This is a genomic window from Rhizobium sp. CCGE531, assembly GCF_003627795.1.
In the GTDB taxonomy this organism is placed as follows: domain Bacteria; phylum Pseudomonadota; class Alphaproteobacteria; order Rhizobiales; family Rhizobiaceae; genus Rhizobium.
In genome coordinates this window covers 2859180-2873399 of the sequence record NZ_CP032684.1, presented here as the reverse complement: position 1 = coordinate 2873399, position 14220 = coordinate 2859180, and the positions used below count along the sequence as shown (strand labels likewise).

The 14220-nt window shown below is 60.2% G+C and carries 14 protein-coding genes; 8 read left to right on the top strand and 6 right to left on the bottom strand.

The genetic code is table 11. The features are described from left to right. Positions 1 to 147: 147 nt before the first annotated feature. Positions 148 to 1185, bottom strand: a complete 1038-nt coding sequence (locus CCGE531_RS14025; RefSeq protein WP_120664711.1) for an LLM class flavin-dependent oxidoreductase — start codon at positions 1183 to 1185, stop codon at positions 148 to 150. 198 nt (positions 1186 to 1383) lie between these two features. Here CCGE531_RS14025 and CCGE531_RS14020 point away from each other — a divergent pair, with 198 nt between their 5' ends. Next, complete coding sequence (locus CCGE531_RS14020) at positions 1384 to 1761, top strand: cupin domain-containing protein (protein ID WP_120664710.1); 378 nt, start codon at positions 1384 to 1386, stop codon at positions 1759 to 1761. Positions 1762 to 1835: 74 nt separating this feature from the next. Here the strand turns inward: CCGE531_RS14020 and CCGE531_RS14015 are convergent, their stop codons facing one another. After that, positions 1836 to 3497 carry a phosphoethanolamine--lipid A transferase gene (locus CCGE531_RS14015; protein WP_120664709.1) on the bottom strand — a complete coding sequence of 554 codons (1662 nt, stop codon included), beginning with the start codon at positions 3495 to 3497 and terminating at the stop codon, positions 1836 to 1838. Positions 3498 to 3741: 244 nt separating this feature from the next. Between CCGE531_RS14015 and CCGE531_RS14010 the strand changes: the two genes are divergently transcribed. Further along, entirely contained in the window at positions 3742 to 4128 is a 387-nt protein-coding gene (locus CCGE531_RS14010; RefSeq protein ID WP_120664708.1) for a response regulator, read from the top strand. An 11-nt stretch (positions 4129 to 4139) separates the two neighbouring features. Here CCGE531_RS14010 and CCGE531_RS14005 read toward each other — a convergent pair whose 3' ends face one another. Both CCGE531_RS14005 and CCGE531_RS14000 read right to left on the bottom strand, forming a co-directional pair. Next, positions 4140 to 4907, bottom strand: a complete 768-nt coding sequence (locus CCGE531_RS14005) for a phosphatase PAP2 family protein (RefSeq protein ID WP_120664707.1) — start codon at positions 4905 to 4907, stop codon at positions 4140 to 4142. Between the two features lie 214 nt (positions 4908 to 5121). After that, positions 5122 to 5499 (bottom strand): VOC family protein, encoded by a 378-nt coding sequence (locus CCGE531_RS14000; RefSeq protein ID WP_120666834.1) that lies wholly within the window; start codon positions 5497 to 5499, stop codon positions 5122 to 5124. Positions 5500 to 5861: 362 nt separating this feature from the next. Between CCGE531_RS14000 and CCGE531_RS13995 the strand changes: the two genes are divergently transcribed. Both CCGE531_RS13995 and CCGE531_RS13990 read left to right on the top strand, forming a co-directional pair. Next, positions 5862 to 6254: a YciI family protein gene (locus CCGE531_RS13995; protein WP_120666832.1), complete on the top strand. Its 393-nt coding sequence runs from the start codon at positions 5862 to 5864 to the stop codon at positions 6252 to 6254. A 31-nt stretch (positions 6255 to 6285) separates the two neighbouring features. Further along, positions 6286 to 7557: an RNA polymerase sigma factor gene (locus CCGE531_RS13990; RefSeq protein ID WP_120664706.1), complete on the top strand. Its 1272-nt coding sequence runs from the start codon at positions 6286 to 6288 to the stop codon at positions 7555 to 7557. A gap of 32 nt (positions 7558 to 7589) precedes the next feature. Here the strand turns inward: CCGE531_RS13990 and CCGE531_RS13985 are convergent, their stop codons facing one another. Next, complete coding sequence (locus tag CCGE531_RS13985) at positions 7590 to 8990, bottom strand: MFS transporter (protein ID WP_120664705.1); 1401 nt, start codon at positions 8988 to 8990, stop codon at positions 7590 to 7592. A 121-nt stretch (positions 8991 to 9111) separates the two neighbouring features. Between CCGE531_RS13985 and CCGE531_RS13980 the strand changes: the two genes are divergently transcribed. Beyond that, positions 9112 to 10107 (top strand): LysR family transcriptional regulator, encoded by a 996-nt coding sequence (locus tag CCGE531_RS13980; protein WP_120664704.1) that lies wholly within the window; start codon positions 9112 to 9114, stop codon positions 10105 to 10107. 274 nt (positions 10108 to 10381) lie between these two features. Here the strand turns inward: CCGE531_RS13980 and CCGE531_RS13970 are convergent, their stop codons facing one another. Beyond that, positions 10382 to 10843, bottom strand: a complete 462-nt coding sequence (locus tag CCGE531_RS13970; protein WP_120664702.1) for a cupin domain-containing protein — start codon at positions 10841 to 10843, stop codon at positions 10382 to 10384. A gap of 364 nt (positions 10844 to 11207) precedes the next feature. On the opposite strand from CCGE531_RS13970, the gene CCGE531_RS13965 reads away from it, so the two are divergent. The 3 genes from CCGE531_RS13965 (at position 11208) to CCGE531_RS13955 (ending at position 14073) form a co-directional block, all read left to right on the top strand. Then, positions 11208 to 12308 (top strand): porin, encoded by a 1101-nt coding sequence (locus CCGE531_RS13965; RefSeq protein ID WP_120664701.1) that lies wholly within the window; start codon positions 11208 to 11210, stop codon positions 12306 to 12308. 291 nt (positions 12309 to 12599) lie between these two features. Further along, complete coding sequence (locus tag CCGE531_RS13960; protein WP_245458857.1) at positions 12600 to 12911, top strand: hypothetical protein; 312 nt, start codon at positions 12600 to 12602, stop codon at positions 12909 to 12911. A 259-nt stretch (positions 12912 to 13170) separates the two neighbouring features. Beyond that, on the top strand, positions 13171 to 14073 hold the full coding sequence (locus CCGE531_RS13955; RefSeq protein ID WP_120664700.1) for a GNAT family N-acetyltransferase: 903 nt from the start codon (positions 13171 to 13173) through the stop codon (positions 14071 to 14073). The last annotated feature ends 147 nt before the right edge of the window (positions 14074 to 14220 follow it).

The following is a 14220-nucleotide window of genomic DNA, read 5'->3' as shown; positions in this document are numbered from 1 at the left end:
GTTTGTAGTAGATGCTACCAATAACGTTATCTGTAGCATTTACTGCAGGAAAATGACAGCGCAAAAACAGCGGGCACCTCGCGGTATTGCGAAGTGCCCGCTGATCCGATCGATCATCAAAGGCGAGGGTGCGGCACGCGGCTGCGGCTATGCCGCCAGCGCGGCACGCACGGCCGGGATCACCTTCTGGCCATAGAGTTCGATGCAGCGCAGCATCTTGTCGTGGCCGAGCGCACCGGCGCTGTATTTCAGCTGGAAGCGGCTGATTCCGAGCGTCTTGACGACCGGAGCGAGCTTGGCGGCGACCGTTTCCGGCGAACCCACATAGAGCGAACCCTTTTCGATCTCGTTGTCGAACTCCGCCCGCGTCATGGACGGCCAGCCGCGCTCGCGGCCGATGCGGTCGCGCATCGCCTTGTAGCAGGGCCACAGTTCCTCGCGCGCCTGCTCGTCGGTCTCGGCGATGTAGCCCGGCGAATGGATGCCGATCGGCTTGACGGACTTACCCAGCTGCTCGAAGGCGCGGTGATAGAGATCGACATAGGGCTGGAAGCGGTAGGGGCTGCCGCCGATAATCGCCAGCATCAGCGGCAGATCGTAATGAGCCGCGCGCACCACCGATTCCGGGCTGCCGCCGACGCCGATCCAGGTCTTCAACTGGCCGCTCTCGATGGTCGGGAAGACCTTCTGATCGTGCAGCGGCGGGCGGATGCTGCCCTGCCAGTTCACCGGCTCGTTTTTGAGCAGGGCAGCGAACAGATCGAGCTTTTCCTCGAACAGCTGCTCGTACTGCGACAGCTCGAAGCCGAACAGCGGGAAGGACTCCGTAAACGAACCGCGGCCGAGGATGACCTCGGCGCGACCGTTCGAAACCGCGTTCAGACTGGAGAAGCGCTGGAATACGCGGATCGGATCGTCCGAGCTCAGCACTGTCACGGCCGATCCCATATGTATTTTCGAGGTGCGGCTGGCAATGGCAGCCAGGATCGTCTCGGGCGAGGAGACCGCGAAATCCTCGCGATGATGTTCGCCGATGCCGAAGAAGTCTATCCCAAGCTGATCGGCAAGGACGCCTTCCTCGACGACATTGCGCAGCACCTGCGCATGCGGCAACGGCGTACCCTTGTCGTCAAAGGTTACATCGCCGAAAGTATCGAGTCCGAATTCGACATTGTTTGTCGTCATGATTTTTCCTGTCATGTGTCGAAATGATGTTGAGACTGCATGTAGTGCCGTTGCCGGTCATCAACTACCCGGAAAGTTTCGGCTAAAATCTTCGAGGAATTCGATATGCCAAGATACGGCCGGCGTTGCCTTCGGCGGAGCCGACGTCAATATTGGCCACAGCGATATCATGCCGTTTCGATCTAAAGGAGGAAGCATATGGTCGTGCTGAAGAAGATCAATCTTACCAAGGCCTTTGCAGCATTCGATGAGGCCTGGAGCCCGCGCGTCGGCGGCGATATCAACGATTTCCAGATCAAGCTCGTGAAGCTGGATGGCGCCTTCCATTGGCACCATCATGAAGAGGAGGACGAGCTGTTCTTCGTCGTCAAGGGCACGCTGCGCATGAAGCTGCGCGAGGAAAACGGCGGCGACATCGTTCTCGGACCCGGCGAATACATCATCGTTCCGCATGGGGTGGAACATTGCCCGGTCGCCGAACCGAGCTGCGAAGTCGTGCTTTTCGAGCGCAATACGACGCTCAATACTGGCAATGTGGAAAACGAGCGGACGATCCGCGAGCCCAAGCGACTTTAACCCAAGCGCCGGTAAGGGATATCGAAGGCTCGACGGCCCCACGAAGCAGGAGCCGCCGGCCATTGTTCAGCCTGTCAGTTCAGCGCCAGCTTGTTCGATGGCGTACGGCAGGCGGCGAAGACGTCCAGCTTGGGATCGTAGACCTTCGTCGATACATCCATCATGCCGAGAACGCTGTGGAAGATATTGTCGTGGGAGTAAGTGCCCTCGGCAGCGCGCTTGGAGAGGCAGGCCATGTCGAAACCGGCTGCCTTGGCGAGATCGTCCGCCATCCACACCAGCATCGGCACCTGCGTCTGCTGCGACGGGGCGATGATGTAGGGCGTGCCATGCAGGTAGATGCCGTTCTCGCCGAGGGATTCGCCGTGATCGGAGAAATAGAGCACGGAGCCGGATACCGAATTCGAGCGCTGTTTCAGCTTGTCGATGACCATCGAGACGACGTGATCCGTATAGAGGATCGTATTGTCATAAGCATTGGTGATTTCTTCCTGCGAGCAGGCGCTGAAATCGTTGGAACGGCAATCCGGACGGAAGCGGCGGAACTCCTCGGGGTAGCGCTGATAATAGGCGGGGCCGTGGCTGCCGAGCTGGTGCAATACCAGCACGCTGTCGCCCTTCACCTTGTCCAGCCAGCCGTCGATCTTGTCGACGAGAATCTCGTCCCTGCATTCGCCGTCCTTGCAGAAACGCGGGTCGGCCGAAGGCGGCAGGTAGGTGTAGGGGACACGATTGGTCACATCGTAGCTGCCGGTGTCGTTGTCGAGCCAGGTCACATCGACCTTCGCATGGGTCAGCACATCGAGCAGGTTTTCCGTCTCAAGCCCCTTGCGGTGGGTATACTGCCCGCGCGTGTAGACAGAGAACAGGCAGGGTAGGGAGGTTGCCGTCGCCGTCCCGCAGCTGCTGGTATTGGGGAAGTAGACGACATTGCGCTTTGCCAGTTCCGGATTGGTCATCTTGCCGTAACCGCCAAGCGAGAAGTTCTGCGCGCGCGCGGTTTCGCCGGCGACGATGATCGTGACGCGCGGCTTGCCGTTATCGACCACGCCGACCCTGCGGGCATCCGTGCCCAGCGGCTGCGCGACGACGTTTGCATTCCTGTGGGAGTCTATGACGTAACGCACCGCACTGGTGATCGGCACGACCGGATTAAGCGTATCCATCAGGTCGCGATGAGCACGGCCGACGCCGGCATAGGTTTTGTAGAAGCTGGTACCCGCGACGATGAAGATCGCTACGCAGCTGACAATGACGGCGGTGTTATAGGCGAGCTTCCTGAGGATGGGGCGATGGACGATCCGGACCCATATGATAGCAAGCGAAGGCAAAACGCCCGTCAGCAGAACATATGTCACGAAGCGCGCCGTGATCAGATGCCCGCTTTCCGCGCCCGTCGATACGGCTGCATTGCGGATCATTTCCTTATCGATGATGACGCCGAACTGATCGTTGAACCAGGAGCATATGGAGGCCACCAGCACGAAGAAGATCAGGACGGGCTTGGTGATGTATTTGGCCGAAAAGAGCGTGAAGAGCGCCATGACGGCTGCGGAGATGCCGAACACGAAGGCTGCGAAGGCGGCCGGTTCAGCGATAAAATAGCCGTACGCCTTGGTCCAAAACATCCTGTTTGTCACGAGAAGTACATAAAAGGTAGCTATGAAACAAAGCGTGATACTGCCGATGGCTGGCCTGAATTTTTGCCGGCCGGGCGCGGCGTTCCTGTTGATCAATAGTATTCTCCGCGCATCTGCTGTCGGTCGGGGCGGAAATACCACTGCCGCAGAGTGTGCTTTGGTTGCTAAAGCCGGCCACCATGGCGGCCAATCCTGACATTTACCTGAATAGCTGGTTGTTGTGCAGGGCTGTTTCGAGCCCTGTTCGGATTATCTTTGCCTTTCGCCAGCCTCCCGCTGGGGGTTCAGGTCACCGTCAGAAATAGGCATCATAGCTGCCTGATTGCAACGGGGAGCAATCGTGCGGCTCTTATTGATCGAAGACAATCCGGCTATAGGCAATGCCGTGCAGGATCATCTGCATGCGGACGGCTGGTCGGTCGATTGGTCGATCAATCTGGAATCCGCAACCGCCGCAGTCGCGGTGAAAACGCATGATGTGGTTCTTCTCGACCTTCGATTGCCGGATGGCAGCGGCCTCGACGTGCTCAAGCTTATGGAAGCGCGCGGCGATACGACCCCGGTCGTCGTCATGTCGGCTTATGATCAGTTATCGGACCAGATGACCGCCATGAGCATCGGCGCCGTGGACTATCTGGTGAAGCCCTTCGCACTCGCCGAGATGGCGATCCGTGTGCGGAAGGCAGCCACTCGCGGCGGGCCGAACCGCATGCGCAATGTCAGCTGAGCGAGCGCCTTTTAGGATTGGGTCGATCTTGCCGATCGCAGGAAGTCGATCACCGCCATGGCGGCGGCAAAGACGACGAGCGACAGGAGCCAGCCCAGGACAGCATCCGACAGGTAATGCGCCCCGGTCATCACGCGCATGACCGGCATCATGATCGAGACGATCGCGAGCGGAATGCCGAGGCGGAGGCGCAGGCGTGGCGGCAGCAGCAGTATGAGACAGAGCAGCCAGCCGCCGGACGATGCTTCTCCGGAAATGAAGGAGCAGTTTCCAAGACACCGGCCGGCAAAGGAGCCTGCCTGGACAAAATCGTGCGAACCACCGAAGAGATCGGTGCTGCGTGGCCGCGGCCTGCCGGAATAGCTTTTGAGCAATGTGTTCACGATGAAGCCGCAGCCGATGCTCAGCGATATCAAGGCAGCGACATATCGATCCGTTTTCGGCGTGCGCCAGTGGGTACCATGTTTGCGCCAGGATGAAATCAAGGTCGCAATCAGGGTGACGGCGGCGATGTAGGGTAGGGCAAGCGTCACATCCCGCACGATTTCGAAAAGAGGATTCCTGGCGAGGGCAAAGGTGCCGCACACTTTGTCGGGAAGGGTGGCCGACGCGCAGGGTGTCGCTGTGAAGACGCTCCTGGCGACGAGGAGATCGATACCGGGGAACCGGTAGAAGACATACAGCAGCAGCCACCAAAGCGGGAAGAGCGCAAGAAACGCGACGAAGGATCGGCTTACCGGCGCGGTCCGTTTTGCATAAGCAATGGAATTATCGAACATCTGGAACGCCGGCCACCGTCTGAACAAGTTCAAAACGAGCGTCCGTCAGCGTTTTGCAAAATGCCAAGACGGCCACTATCGAGCGTCCACTACGGCAGAAGCCTGACAGCAGCCTGAAAGATCAAATGCGTAAGAAAATCAAACGACGGGATCAATACCGGTCAGGCCGATCCTGACTGGTCAAACGGGTCTTGATGCTGTCTTTGGCTGCGCTCTATTCGCCGGTCTGGAAATAGGCTTCCAGCCGATAACCGTCGGGATCGATGACGAAGGCGGCATAGTAGAACTGGCTGTAGTCCGGCCGGATGCCCGGCTTGCCATTGTCTTCGCCGCCATTGGCGATGCTGGCGGCATAGAAAGCGTCGACGGCAGCTTGGCTCGGGGCCACGAAACAGAAATGCAGGCCGGAGCCGCGATCGGCGGGCACGGGGCGTTCCACCTCACTGACCCAGAATTGGGCGCGCTCGGCGCCATATCCAACCGTACCGTCGAAATTGGTCAGGCGCTCATAGCCAAGCGGCGTAAGCGCTGCATCATAAAACTTCTGCGCCCGCATCAGATCTTTGACGCCGATCGAAATATGGTCGAACATGAAAACAAGCTCCCGCGATGTTGTCTGCGGAGTTTTGCGGAAGGCCGTGCCCATAAGGAAGCGCCGTACCATCGAAAGTCTGCAGGTCCAATTGAGCCTCACCATCTTGCAATGGTCATGGGAAGTCAACAAAGCGAAGCGATGCGTTTCGGATCGTTCGATCCAAATTTTCAGCGTAAAATCTTTCGGACGGCTCCCGATCTTGATGAGATGCGCGGCCGGACGTAGGATTTGTCGATGCCCGGCTGGATCCGATTTTTTTCGATACGACCGTCGATTCGCGAATGGCTGCTTCGTTGTCAATATGAGCGGGCTTGTTAAGCGGCAATGGTGCCAGCGTCTCGCTTCCGGAGGAATTTTTCATGCGTTTCATGTCTATCGTCACGTCCGCCGATTTCACGCAGCCGACGCCGGAGTTTATCGAAGCTGTGGGCAAGCTTGCCGATCGGGAAATCAAAGCCGGCCGCATGCTTGACACGGCGGGACTGCTGCCGCTTGCGACCGGCGCCCGCGTCACGATCAAGGATCGCAAGTTGAGCATTGTCGACGGTCCCTTCGTGGAGGCCAAGGAGGTCGTCGGCGGCTATGCGATCTTCGAGCTGCAGAGCAAGGAAGAGGCCGTAGCCCTGGCAGTGGAGTTCATGCAGCTGCACAAGGATTTCATGCCCGGCTGGGAAGGCAGCTGTGAAGTCCGTGCCTTCTATGAGCCGGGTACCGAGGGGGTATGCGATCCTCTCGCCGAAGCAAGGGCATGATGCTTTCGGCCTGTCATCGGGGCGGGCGGCCATGACGGCCGCCAGCACCCATCGGGCGATTCTGGCCGTCTGGCGGATCGAACAGCCAAGGCTCATTACAAGCCTGGCGCGATTGCTGCGCGATGTGCCGCTGGCGGAAGATCTGACACAGGAAGCGCTTGTGGTCGCCCTGGAGCGATGGCCGGAAACGGGCATCCCAGAGCACCCGGGTGCGTGGCTGATGACCACTGCCAAGCGTCGGGCGCTGGACCATTTGCGCCGTCGCCGGATGCTTGACCAGAAACACGAGATGATCGTTCGGGAAATGGAAGAGGACGAGCAGATCATGCCCGACCTGGATACCCCTTTGGATGACGATATCGGCGATGAAATGCTGCGCCTGATCTTCACGGCGTGCCATCCGCTGATCTCGCGCGAGGCACGCGTGGCGCTCGCCCTGCGCATGATCTGCGGTCTGACGACCGAGGAAATCGCCAGAGCGTTTCTGGTGTCGGAAGCGACGATCGCGCAGCGCATCGTGCGCGCCAAAAAGACATTATCTGAATCGGGACTGGCCTATGAAACGCCACACGGCGAGCAGTTGTCACAACGGCTCGCTTCGGTGCTCGAGGTCGTCTATCTGATCTTCAACGAGGGTTACACCGCCGCGCGCGGCGAGAACTGGCTTCGGCTGCAATTGTGCAATGAGGCGCTGCGCTTGGGCCGGGTCCTGACGTCCGTCGCTCCGCTGGAGCCGGAGGCACATGCGCTGCTGGCCGTGATGGAGCTGAATGCATCCCGCGCGGCGGCCCGGACGGATGCCGACGGCAACCCGATCCTCCTGCTCGAACAGAATCGCGGCCGCTGGGATCGATTGCAGATTCAGCGCGGTTTGAAGGCGCTGATACGGGTACAGGAGCTTGGGGGCGCTGGTGGGGTCTATGCCCTGCAAGCTGCGATCGTCGCATGTCACGCGCGGGCAAGAACGGCTGAGGAAACAGACTGGCGGCGGATCGCCGATCTCTACGCCGAACTTGCGCGGGTTCTTCGCTCCCCGATCGTCGAGCTCAATCGCGCCGTTGCCGTCGGCATGGTCGATGGTCCCGAAGCGGCATTGGGCATCATTGAAAGCCTGCGCAATGAACCTGCTCTGAAGGACTATCATCTCCTGCCGAGCGTTCGCGGCGATCTTCTCCATAAGCTTGGCCGATACGACGAAGCGCGACTGGCCTTTGAGGCGGCGGCCGCGCTTGCCGATAATCGCAGGGAGCGTGATTTCTTGCTGCGCCGTGCTGCCGAAGCCGCCGGTGCGGGCAAGGATTGACCCGCCCATCGGGCGGGTCGTCTTGGTTTGATTTACTCTGCAGCCTGATAGTTCGAGGCTTTGGCGGTCGAGGAACGCGGGCCGACGGCTGCGAGCAGCGTGATGCCGGCCGCGAGGATCGTCACGAAGCCGATGCCGGCGATATAGGGGTTCCAGCCGAAGCTCGGAGCTGCGCTGAAGACGGCCGATGCCGCCGCCAGGATGATGCCGCCGCCGATCTGGAAGGAGGCAAACAGCATGCCCGAAGCGAGACCGGCTTCATCGTCGCTGACTTCGGACAGGGCAGCGACCTGGATCGACGGATAGGTCATGGCATAGCCGACGCCGAGCAACAGCTGCGAGATGATAACGAGCACGATCGTGTCGATCTGGCCGGCCGACAGCACCCAGAAAAGGTAGCTGATGGCCTGCAGTCCGACACCGAAGGTCATCAACAGGGTCGTTCCGCGGTTCTGGCCGATCGTGGCGAAGCGTGGTGCGAGGAACATGACGCAGGTCCCGGCGATGGCGAAAGCAAAACCCGTGGCAAAGGCCGACCAGCCGACGATGGTCTGGTAGTAGAGTGTCGCGATGAACTGGAAGCCGACATAGGCTCCCTGGTATAGCGCGGCAACGGCATTGGCATGGCTGAGCTTGGCGCGCCGGAACATGGCGAGCGGCACCATCGGATCCCGATGGCGGGATTCGACGACGAGGAACAGCAGGATCAGAACAAGCGCGGCCACCAGGGAGCCCCAGGTCGCGAACGCCTGCCAGCCATCGGCGGCGGCATTGGTGACGCCGAAGACGAAAAGCAGCAGGCCGGGCGTGATCGTCAAGGCGCCGGCCCAGTCGAATCGGGCGCGCGGCCCGCTTCGCTTGTGATCGGCGGGCAGGACGAGCGGCGCGACGATCAGCGCGAGGATGGCGACGGGAGCGCCCATGACCAGGGTCGCGCGCCAGCTGATGATGGTCGCCGCACCCCCCAGCACCATGCCGAGCACGAAGCCGGCGGCACCGGTGGAGGAGAAGACGCCAAGCGCCTTGGCGCGGGCGCTGCCTTCTCCGAAGACGGAGAGAAGGAGTGCGAGCGCGGCCGGCGCCGTGAAGGCGGCGGCAATGCCCTTGATCAGGCGGGCGGCGATCAGGGTCGGAGCGCTGTCGACAAAGCCGCCGGCAATGCTGGCGGCGGCAAAGACGGCCAGTGACCAAAGGAAGACGCGGCGATGGCCGAAAAGATCGGCAACGCGGCCGCCAAGCAGCAGAAAGCCGCCATAGCCAAGCACATAGGCGCTGACGGCCCATTGCAAGGAGGTGGCCTTCATACCTAATTCCGTCTGGATTGCGGGCAGCGCCACTCCAATGGTGGAGACGTCCATGGCGTCGAGGAAATTGGCGGCGCATAGCAGCAGCAACGCCAATCCGGCCCCGCCTCGGGTTTGGGAAGAAGTCATCGGGATCGTTCCTTTTTTGGGCTGCCGCCACTTGGGAGGTTGAAAACGGCAGGGAACGAGAAAATGTACATCTTCTAACCCTATTGCAAATTGATAGTAACCATGTCAGGTATTACTGGCGATGATGAATGATGCGACGCTCCGAAAAATCGATCTCAATCTGCTGCTCGCCTTCTCCGTGCTGATGCAGGAGCGGAACGTGAGCCGTGCGGCCGAGCGCCTGCTGCTTGGCCAGCCTGGTCTTTCCGCTGCGCTCCGCCGGTTGCGCGAGACGCTGGATGATGAATTGTTCGTGCGTGTCGGGCGCGGGCTGCAGCCGACGCCGCGGGCGCTTTCCATCGCGCCGGCGATCGAGGATGCGCTTTCAGGCATCGAACGCGCCATTCGCCCGCCGGCAGCCTTCGATCCGGCAAACTGGCACGGCGAGTTCCGCATCGGGCTCTGCGACAATCTCGAATCGTCCTTCTTCGGGCCGCTGGCGGCGCGATTGCGACAGCTGGCGCCGAATGCCCGGCTGACCAGCGTCGCCTTCGACCGGCGTGACGCCGTGCGCCTGCTGGACGAGGGCGCCTTTGACTTCAGCATCTCCGTGCATGACGAGCCAGCCTCCTGGCATGTTCGCGCGCCGCTGTTCGAGCAGGCTTCGCTATGCATCTACGATGCCCGGCATTTGACGTGCGCGGCGCCGCTGAGCCTGAAGCATTTCGCCAGCGCGCCGCATGTGACCGTTTCGCTTGAAGGCGCCATATCGACCAGTGTCGACGTCGCTCTCGCGCGCCTCGGCCATCGCCGCAGGGTCGTGGCGACGGTTCCCCGCTTTTCCGCCCTGCCGACGACACTGCGGGCCATTCCGGCCATTGCGACGGTTCCCGAAGCGATTGCCCGCTGCATGGCGCAACTGCACGAGCTGACGATTTCGGAGCCGCCGTTCGAACTGCCCGCCGATCCGGTGACGATGCTTTATCGGCGCGTCGATCAGGCCGACAGCCGTTCCGTGTGGCTGCGCCGCCTGTTCGTGGAGGTGGTGACGGAAGCACTTGAGGCGAGCGGGTGCCGCATGGGCGTTTCCACGGATGCCTGCTGCTTCGATCCGCCAGTACTCGCCGAGGCGGTATGACCCTTCGAGGGGAGGGGCGATCGCAGATAGGGCACGTCGGTACCGCAAGTTCCTTCTCCCCTCGGGGAGAAGGTGGCCCGAAGGGTCGGATGAGGGGGCTGACCGATTTGAATGCGGGGATTTTCGTGCTCTTGGCAGGCACCCCCTCATCCGCCTGGCGGCACCTTCTCCCCGAGGGGAGAAGGGGGACGTGGTACGATTTTGCGGTGACCGACGGACGGAACAAAAATATGTCGCGCAAAAATGTGCAGCGGTTTTGCGATCGCGACGCGCTCTAACCGTCCGGATAGGGCATGCCGTCCTTGTGCACGAAGCGTCCGTCCATGCTGGAGCTCATCATGTCGATGTCCGAACAGGTAATGAGGTCCGTCGGCGAGCGTGTGCCGGCCTCGAGATAGATCGCCGTCGTGTTCGATTTGTTGATCATGTGATGGCCATTCCCCGAGCCTTTCGGGAAGGCGGCGCAATCGCCGGCGCGTAATATGGTTTCGCCATCATCCTCGATCAGCGTCAGTTCGCCTTCCAGCACATAGACGAACTCATCCTCCTCGGAATGCCAGTGCCGCTGGCTCGACCAGTTGCCCGGCGGCAGCCGCATCAGGTTGACGCCGAAATCCGTGAGGCCGCCGGCATTACCCAGCCGCTGGCGTATGCGCTCGGCGCAGGGGTCATTGAACGGGGCGGGATAACGCGTGCCTTTGACTTCGGGTATGGCTGCAATATCGATCTTCGGCATGATGATCCTGCCTGCGATTTGCTATGAGTGGATGTGCCGTCTGCGTAGGCAAGTCTACCAAGACTCATGACTGTCAGTCCAGCAATGTATCTCGGTAGAGTGCGTGGCAAATGGGGGTTAATTGCCTCTGTTGTCACCTGGTTGTCATCGTTCGTACACATGTGCGTCGTTTGAGCAACATGTCATATGTAGGTGCTGTCACATATGTTCAGGTCCCGCTTAAATCCTTGTAAAAGTGAAATAGTAAATGCAGCTTACCAACCGGAAGTGAAGCCTTGTGCTTCGGGTTAGGCACTGGAACTTGATGTCGAGCGGTCCCCCAGGTTCGTCCATCGCGCAAGTTCATTTGACGGATGGAGTTACCATGAACATCAAGAGCTTGCTTATCGGTTCCGCTGCTGCCCTCTGTGTCGTATCCGGCGCGCATGCGGCTGACGCCATCGTCGCCGCAGAACCGGAGCCGCTGGAATATGTGCGCATCTGCGATGCTTTCGGCGCTGGCTACTTCTTCATTCCCGGCACCGAGACCTGCTTGCGGGTCGGTGGCAAGGTCCGCACGGAAGGCCAGTGGAAGGATCCTTATAATCGCAACAGCAGCTTCGGTACCAAGTGGCACACCCGCGCCGAGCTCAACCTCAATACCGCGACCGACACCGAATATGGTCCGTTGAAGACCGAGACCATCGTTCGCTGGGACTGGAACGACGGCGGCTCGACCGGCACGAACCTGCTGTGGGCCTACATTACCCTCGGCGGCTTCACTGTCGGTAAGACGGACTCGCAGTATAACCAGTTTACCGGCTATGCCGGCGACGTCATTCAGGACGACGTGATCTACGACGGCCCCTACGAACTGAACCAGATCACCTACAACTACGATAGCGGCACCGGCTTTACCGGCGTCATCTCGGTCGAAGACAGCAACTCCGGATCGACCACCAGCGCCTATGGCGGCAGCTGGCAGCTGTCGGAGACAGACCATTACGCGCCGAACGTCGTCGCCGGCCTCGGCTACAAGGCCGGGGCATGGCAGTTCCGCGTCGTCGGCGGCTACGATTCGATCGTCGAGGAAGGCGCCATCAAGGCCCGTATCGATGCCGACTTCGGCGTTTTCTCGGCCTTCCTGATGAGTGGCTGGAACACGGATGGCGACAAGCTTAATCAGTATGCCGGTTCGAACCAGAACGTTTCCGCCTGCACGACCTCTGCCGGCGTCGTTCACGGCGCGGATTGCGGCTGGGGCGACTGGGCTGTCTGGGGCGGTGTCGGCGTGCCCTTCAATGACAAGCTGAAGTGGAACGTCCAGCTCGCCTATACCGACTCGAAGATCTTCGAAGCGACCACGAACCTCAAGTTCAACCCGGTCAAGAACCTGCTGGTCGAGCCGGAAGTCACCTATGTTCACTACGACGTGCCAGGCGATGACACTTTCTCTGGCATCCTTCGCTTCGAGCGGACATTCTGACGCTTTCGGTCTGACCTGACCTTCATCTGAAATGAGGCGCGGTATTCATATCGGGCCTTATCTCTTGCCGGACGATTTTTCTAAAATCTCCGCTCGGCCCGCATCTGCCTATAGGCACCATGCGGCGCATAGTGACCTCCTGCGCAATCGTACCCAAGCGAGCGTCCCGGTCACCCCTGACAGTGGTTGAACAGCCGATCAAGGGAAGTCGGCTCACTGTCATAAATCCAGTGCTAATCAAGGACTATCTCATTTTTGACAGCGCCTTTCGGCGCGACCAAAGGAAGCCCCATGAAGACGATCATCATACTTGCCGCAATTGGAATGTTCTCCACGAATGCCATGGCCATGTCGGCTTATAATTCCAAGTCGATGACCTGCGCGACCGTGCACGAAAAGATGGCTCAGGAAGGGTCGATCGTGCTGAGATACCCGTCGCGCCATCCGGGCCTGATGATGTATAGCCGAACCGTCCCGAATTCGATGTCCTGCCTCGGACAGGGTGCGATGGCCAGCGCCAGCGTGCCCACGAGCGATGATCCGAAGTGCAAGATCAAGACCTGCAGCTTCTCCACCGGCAAGGGCCCGAACAAGAACCACTGAGCCGAAAGCAGGGCGGATTGTCATCACGGATCAGCCGCCAGGCCTCCTCGGATCGCGATATCGGCACGGCAGGAAAGCTCCTGCCGTCTGAGGCTCCTATTACGTTTTCAGGCTGACATTGGCGGCCAAAGAGCATCTCATCGCGCATCCGTCAGGATGAAAGCGAGAACGCGTATGTTATTATCGCACCCATGAATGGCTGATATGATCAGCGTTGCGGCGCGCGCTCTGGCGCGGAAACATTTGCGGGAGTTATCCAATGCCGCTTGTTTACAGACCTGCTCGGGCGGATGATTTGGCCGCGACCGATGCTCTGGTGGTTGCCAGCATCAACGATCTTACCGTTCGCCACGGCTTCGGCCCGATGGCGGCGGCAAGCCCTCCCGGCTTTCAGCTGTTTTCGCTGAAGGACGACCCTGATGGACTATGGGTCGCAGAAGACGGGGGCGAAATTCTCGGCTTTGCCTGGAGCTGGGTTTGCGGCGATGTCTGGTTCCTCGCCCAGCTGTTCGTCGATCCCGCCCGACAGGGCCAGGGCATCGGGAATGAACTGTTGGAACGAACCATGGAGCACGCCCGGCAATCGGGAGCGGCTCACAAGGCATTGATTACCTTCACCTTCAATCGTGTCTCGCAGGGCCTTTACATGCGGCACGGCCTCTTTCCCAAAATGCCGATTTACTTTTTCAACGTCGAGCGCGAACGGATAAAGCAGACCTTGCCGGAGCCGCCATTGCGCGCCACCGCGATCGACAACGGCGCCGCGACCATGAAAAATCTTGCCGAGATCGATTCCCGCGCCATCGGCGTCTCGCGGGAGAAGCATCACCGCTATCTGCTCGACGACCCGGCGACCAAAGGGGTTTTGCTCTATGCAGGCGACGATATCGTCGGCTACGGCTATCTCGCCTCCAACGGGCACATCGGTCCCCTCGCGGTCACGCGACCCGACTTTCTTCATGATGCCTTTGCGACCATGCTGAAGCTGGCGGCAGATGGCTCTGCCGAAAAGATATCGGCATTCCTGCCAGGCACGTGCGACAGCGCCTTGAGCCTCGCGGTCCATCAAGGCATGCGGATCACCTTCCCGATGCTGTTGATGGCATCGCCCGGCTATGGCGACTGGACGCAATATCTGCCGCGAAATCCGGGCTTTATGTGATCAGGCGTTTGTGGGTGTTGCGATGCGGAATGGTCGTCCCGGCGCTGAGCCTTCTCGATTACCGGGATGCGTCCGATACTGGTTTGCGCGCCGCCTCGGGCACTTGGGAAAGTGGCGCGCCGGAGAGGAGATGCCCCATGGCCTAAC

Coding starts and splice junctions, on each gene's coding strand:
- CCGE531_RS13995 (WP_120666832.1), top strand. CDS start 5,862: ATGCGTTTCATGTCTATCGTCACGTCCGCCGATTTCACGCAGCCGACG.
- CCGE531_RS13970 (WP_120664702.1), bottom strand. CDS start 10,843: ATGCCGAAGATCGATATTGCAGCCATACCCGAAGTCAAAGGCACGCGT.
- CCGE531_RS13965 (WP_120664701.1), top strand. CDS start 11,208: ATGAACATCAAGAGCTTGCTTATCGGTTCCGCTGCTGCCCTCTGTGTC.
- CCGE531_RS13955 (WP_120664700.1), top strand. CDS start 13,171: ATGCCGCTTGTTTACAGACCTGCTCGGGCGGATGATTTGGCCGCGACC.
- CCGE531_RS13980 (WP_120664704.1), top strand. CDS start 9,112: ATGATGAATGATGCGACGCTCCGAAAAATCGATCTCAATCTGCTGCTC.
- CCGE531_RS13960 (WP_245458857.1), top strand. CDS start 12,600: ATGAAGACGATCATCATACTTGCCGCAATTGGAATGTTCTCCACGAAT.
- CCGE531_RS13985 (WP_120664705.1), bottom strand. CDS start 8,990: ATGACTTCTTCCCAAACCCGAGGCGGGGCCGGATTGGCGTTGCTGCTG.
- CCGE531_RS14000 (WP_120666834.1), bottom strand. CDS start 5,499: ATGTTCGACCATATTTCGATCGGCGTCAAAGATCTGATGCGGGCGCAG.
- CCGE531_RS14020 (WP_120664710.1), top strand. CDS start 1,384: ATGGTCGTGCTGAAGAAGATCAATCTTACCAAGGCCTTTGCAGCATTC.
- CCGE531_RS14025 (WP_120664711.1), bottom strand. CDS start 1,185: ATGACGACAAACAATGTCGAATTCGGACTCGATACTTTCGGCGATGTA.
- CCGE531_RS13990 (WP_120664706.1), top strand. CDS start 6,286: ATGACGGCCGCCAGCACCCATCGGGCGATTCTGGCCGTCTGGCGGATC.
- CCGE531_RS14005 (WP_120664707.1), bottom strand. CDS start 4,907: ATGTTCGATAATTCCATTGCTTATGCAAAACGGACCGCGCCGGTAAGC.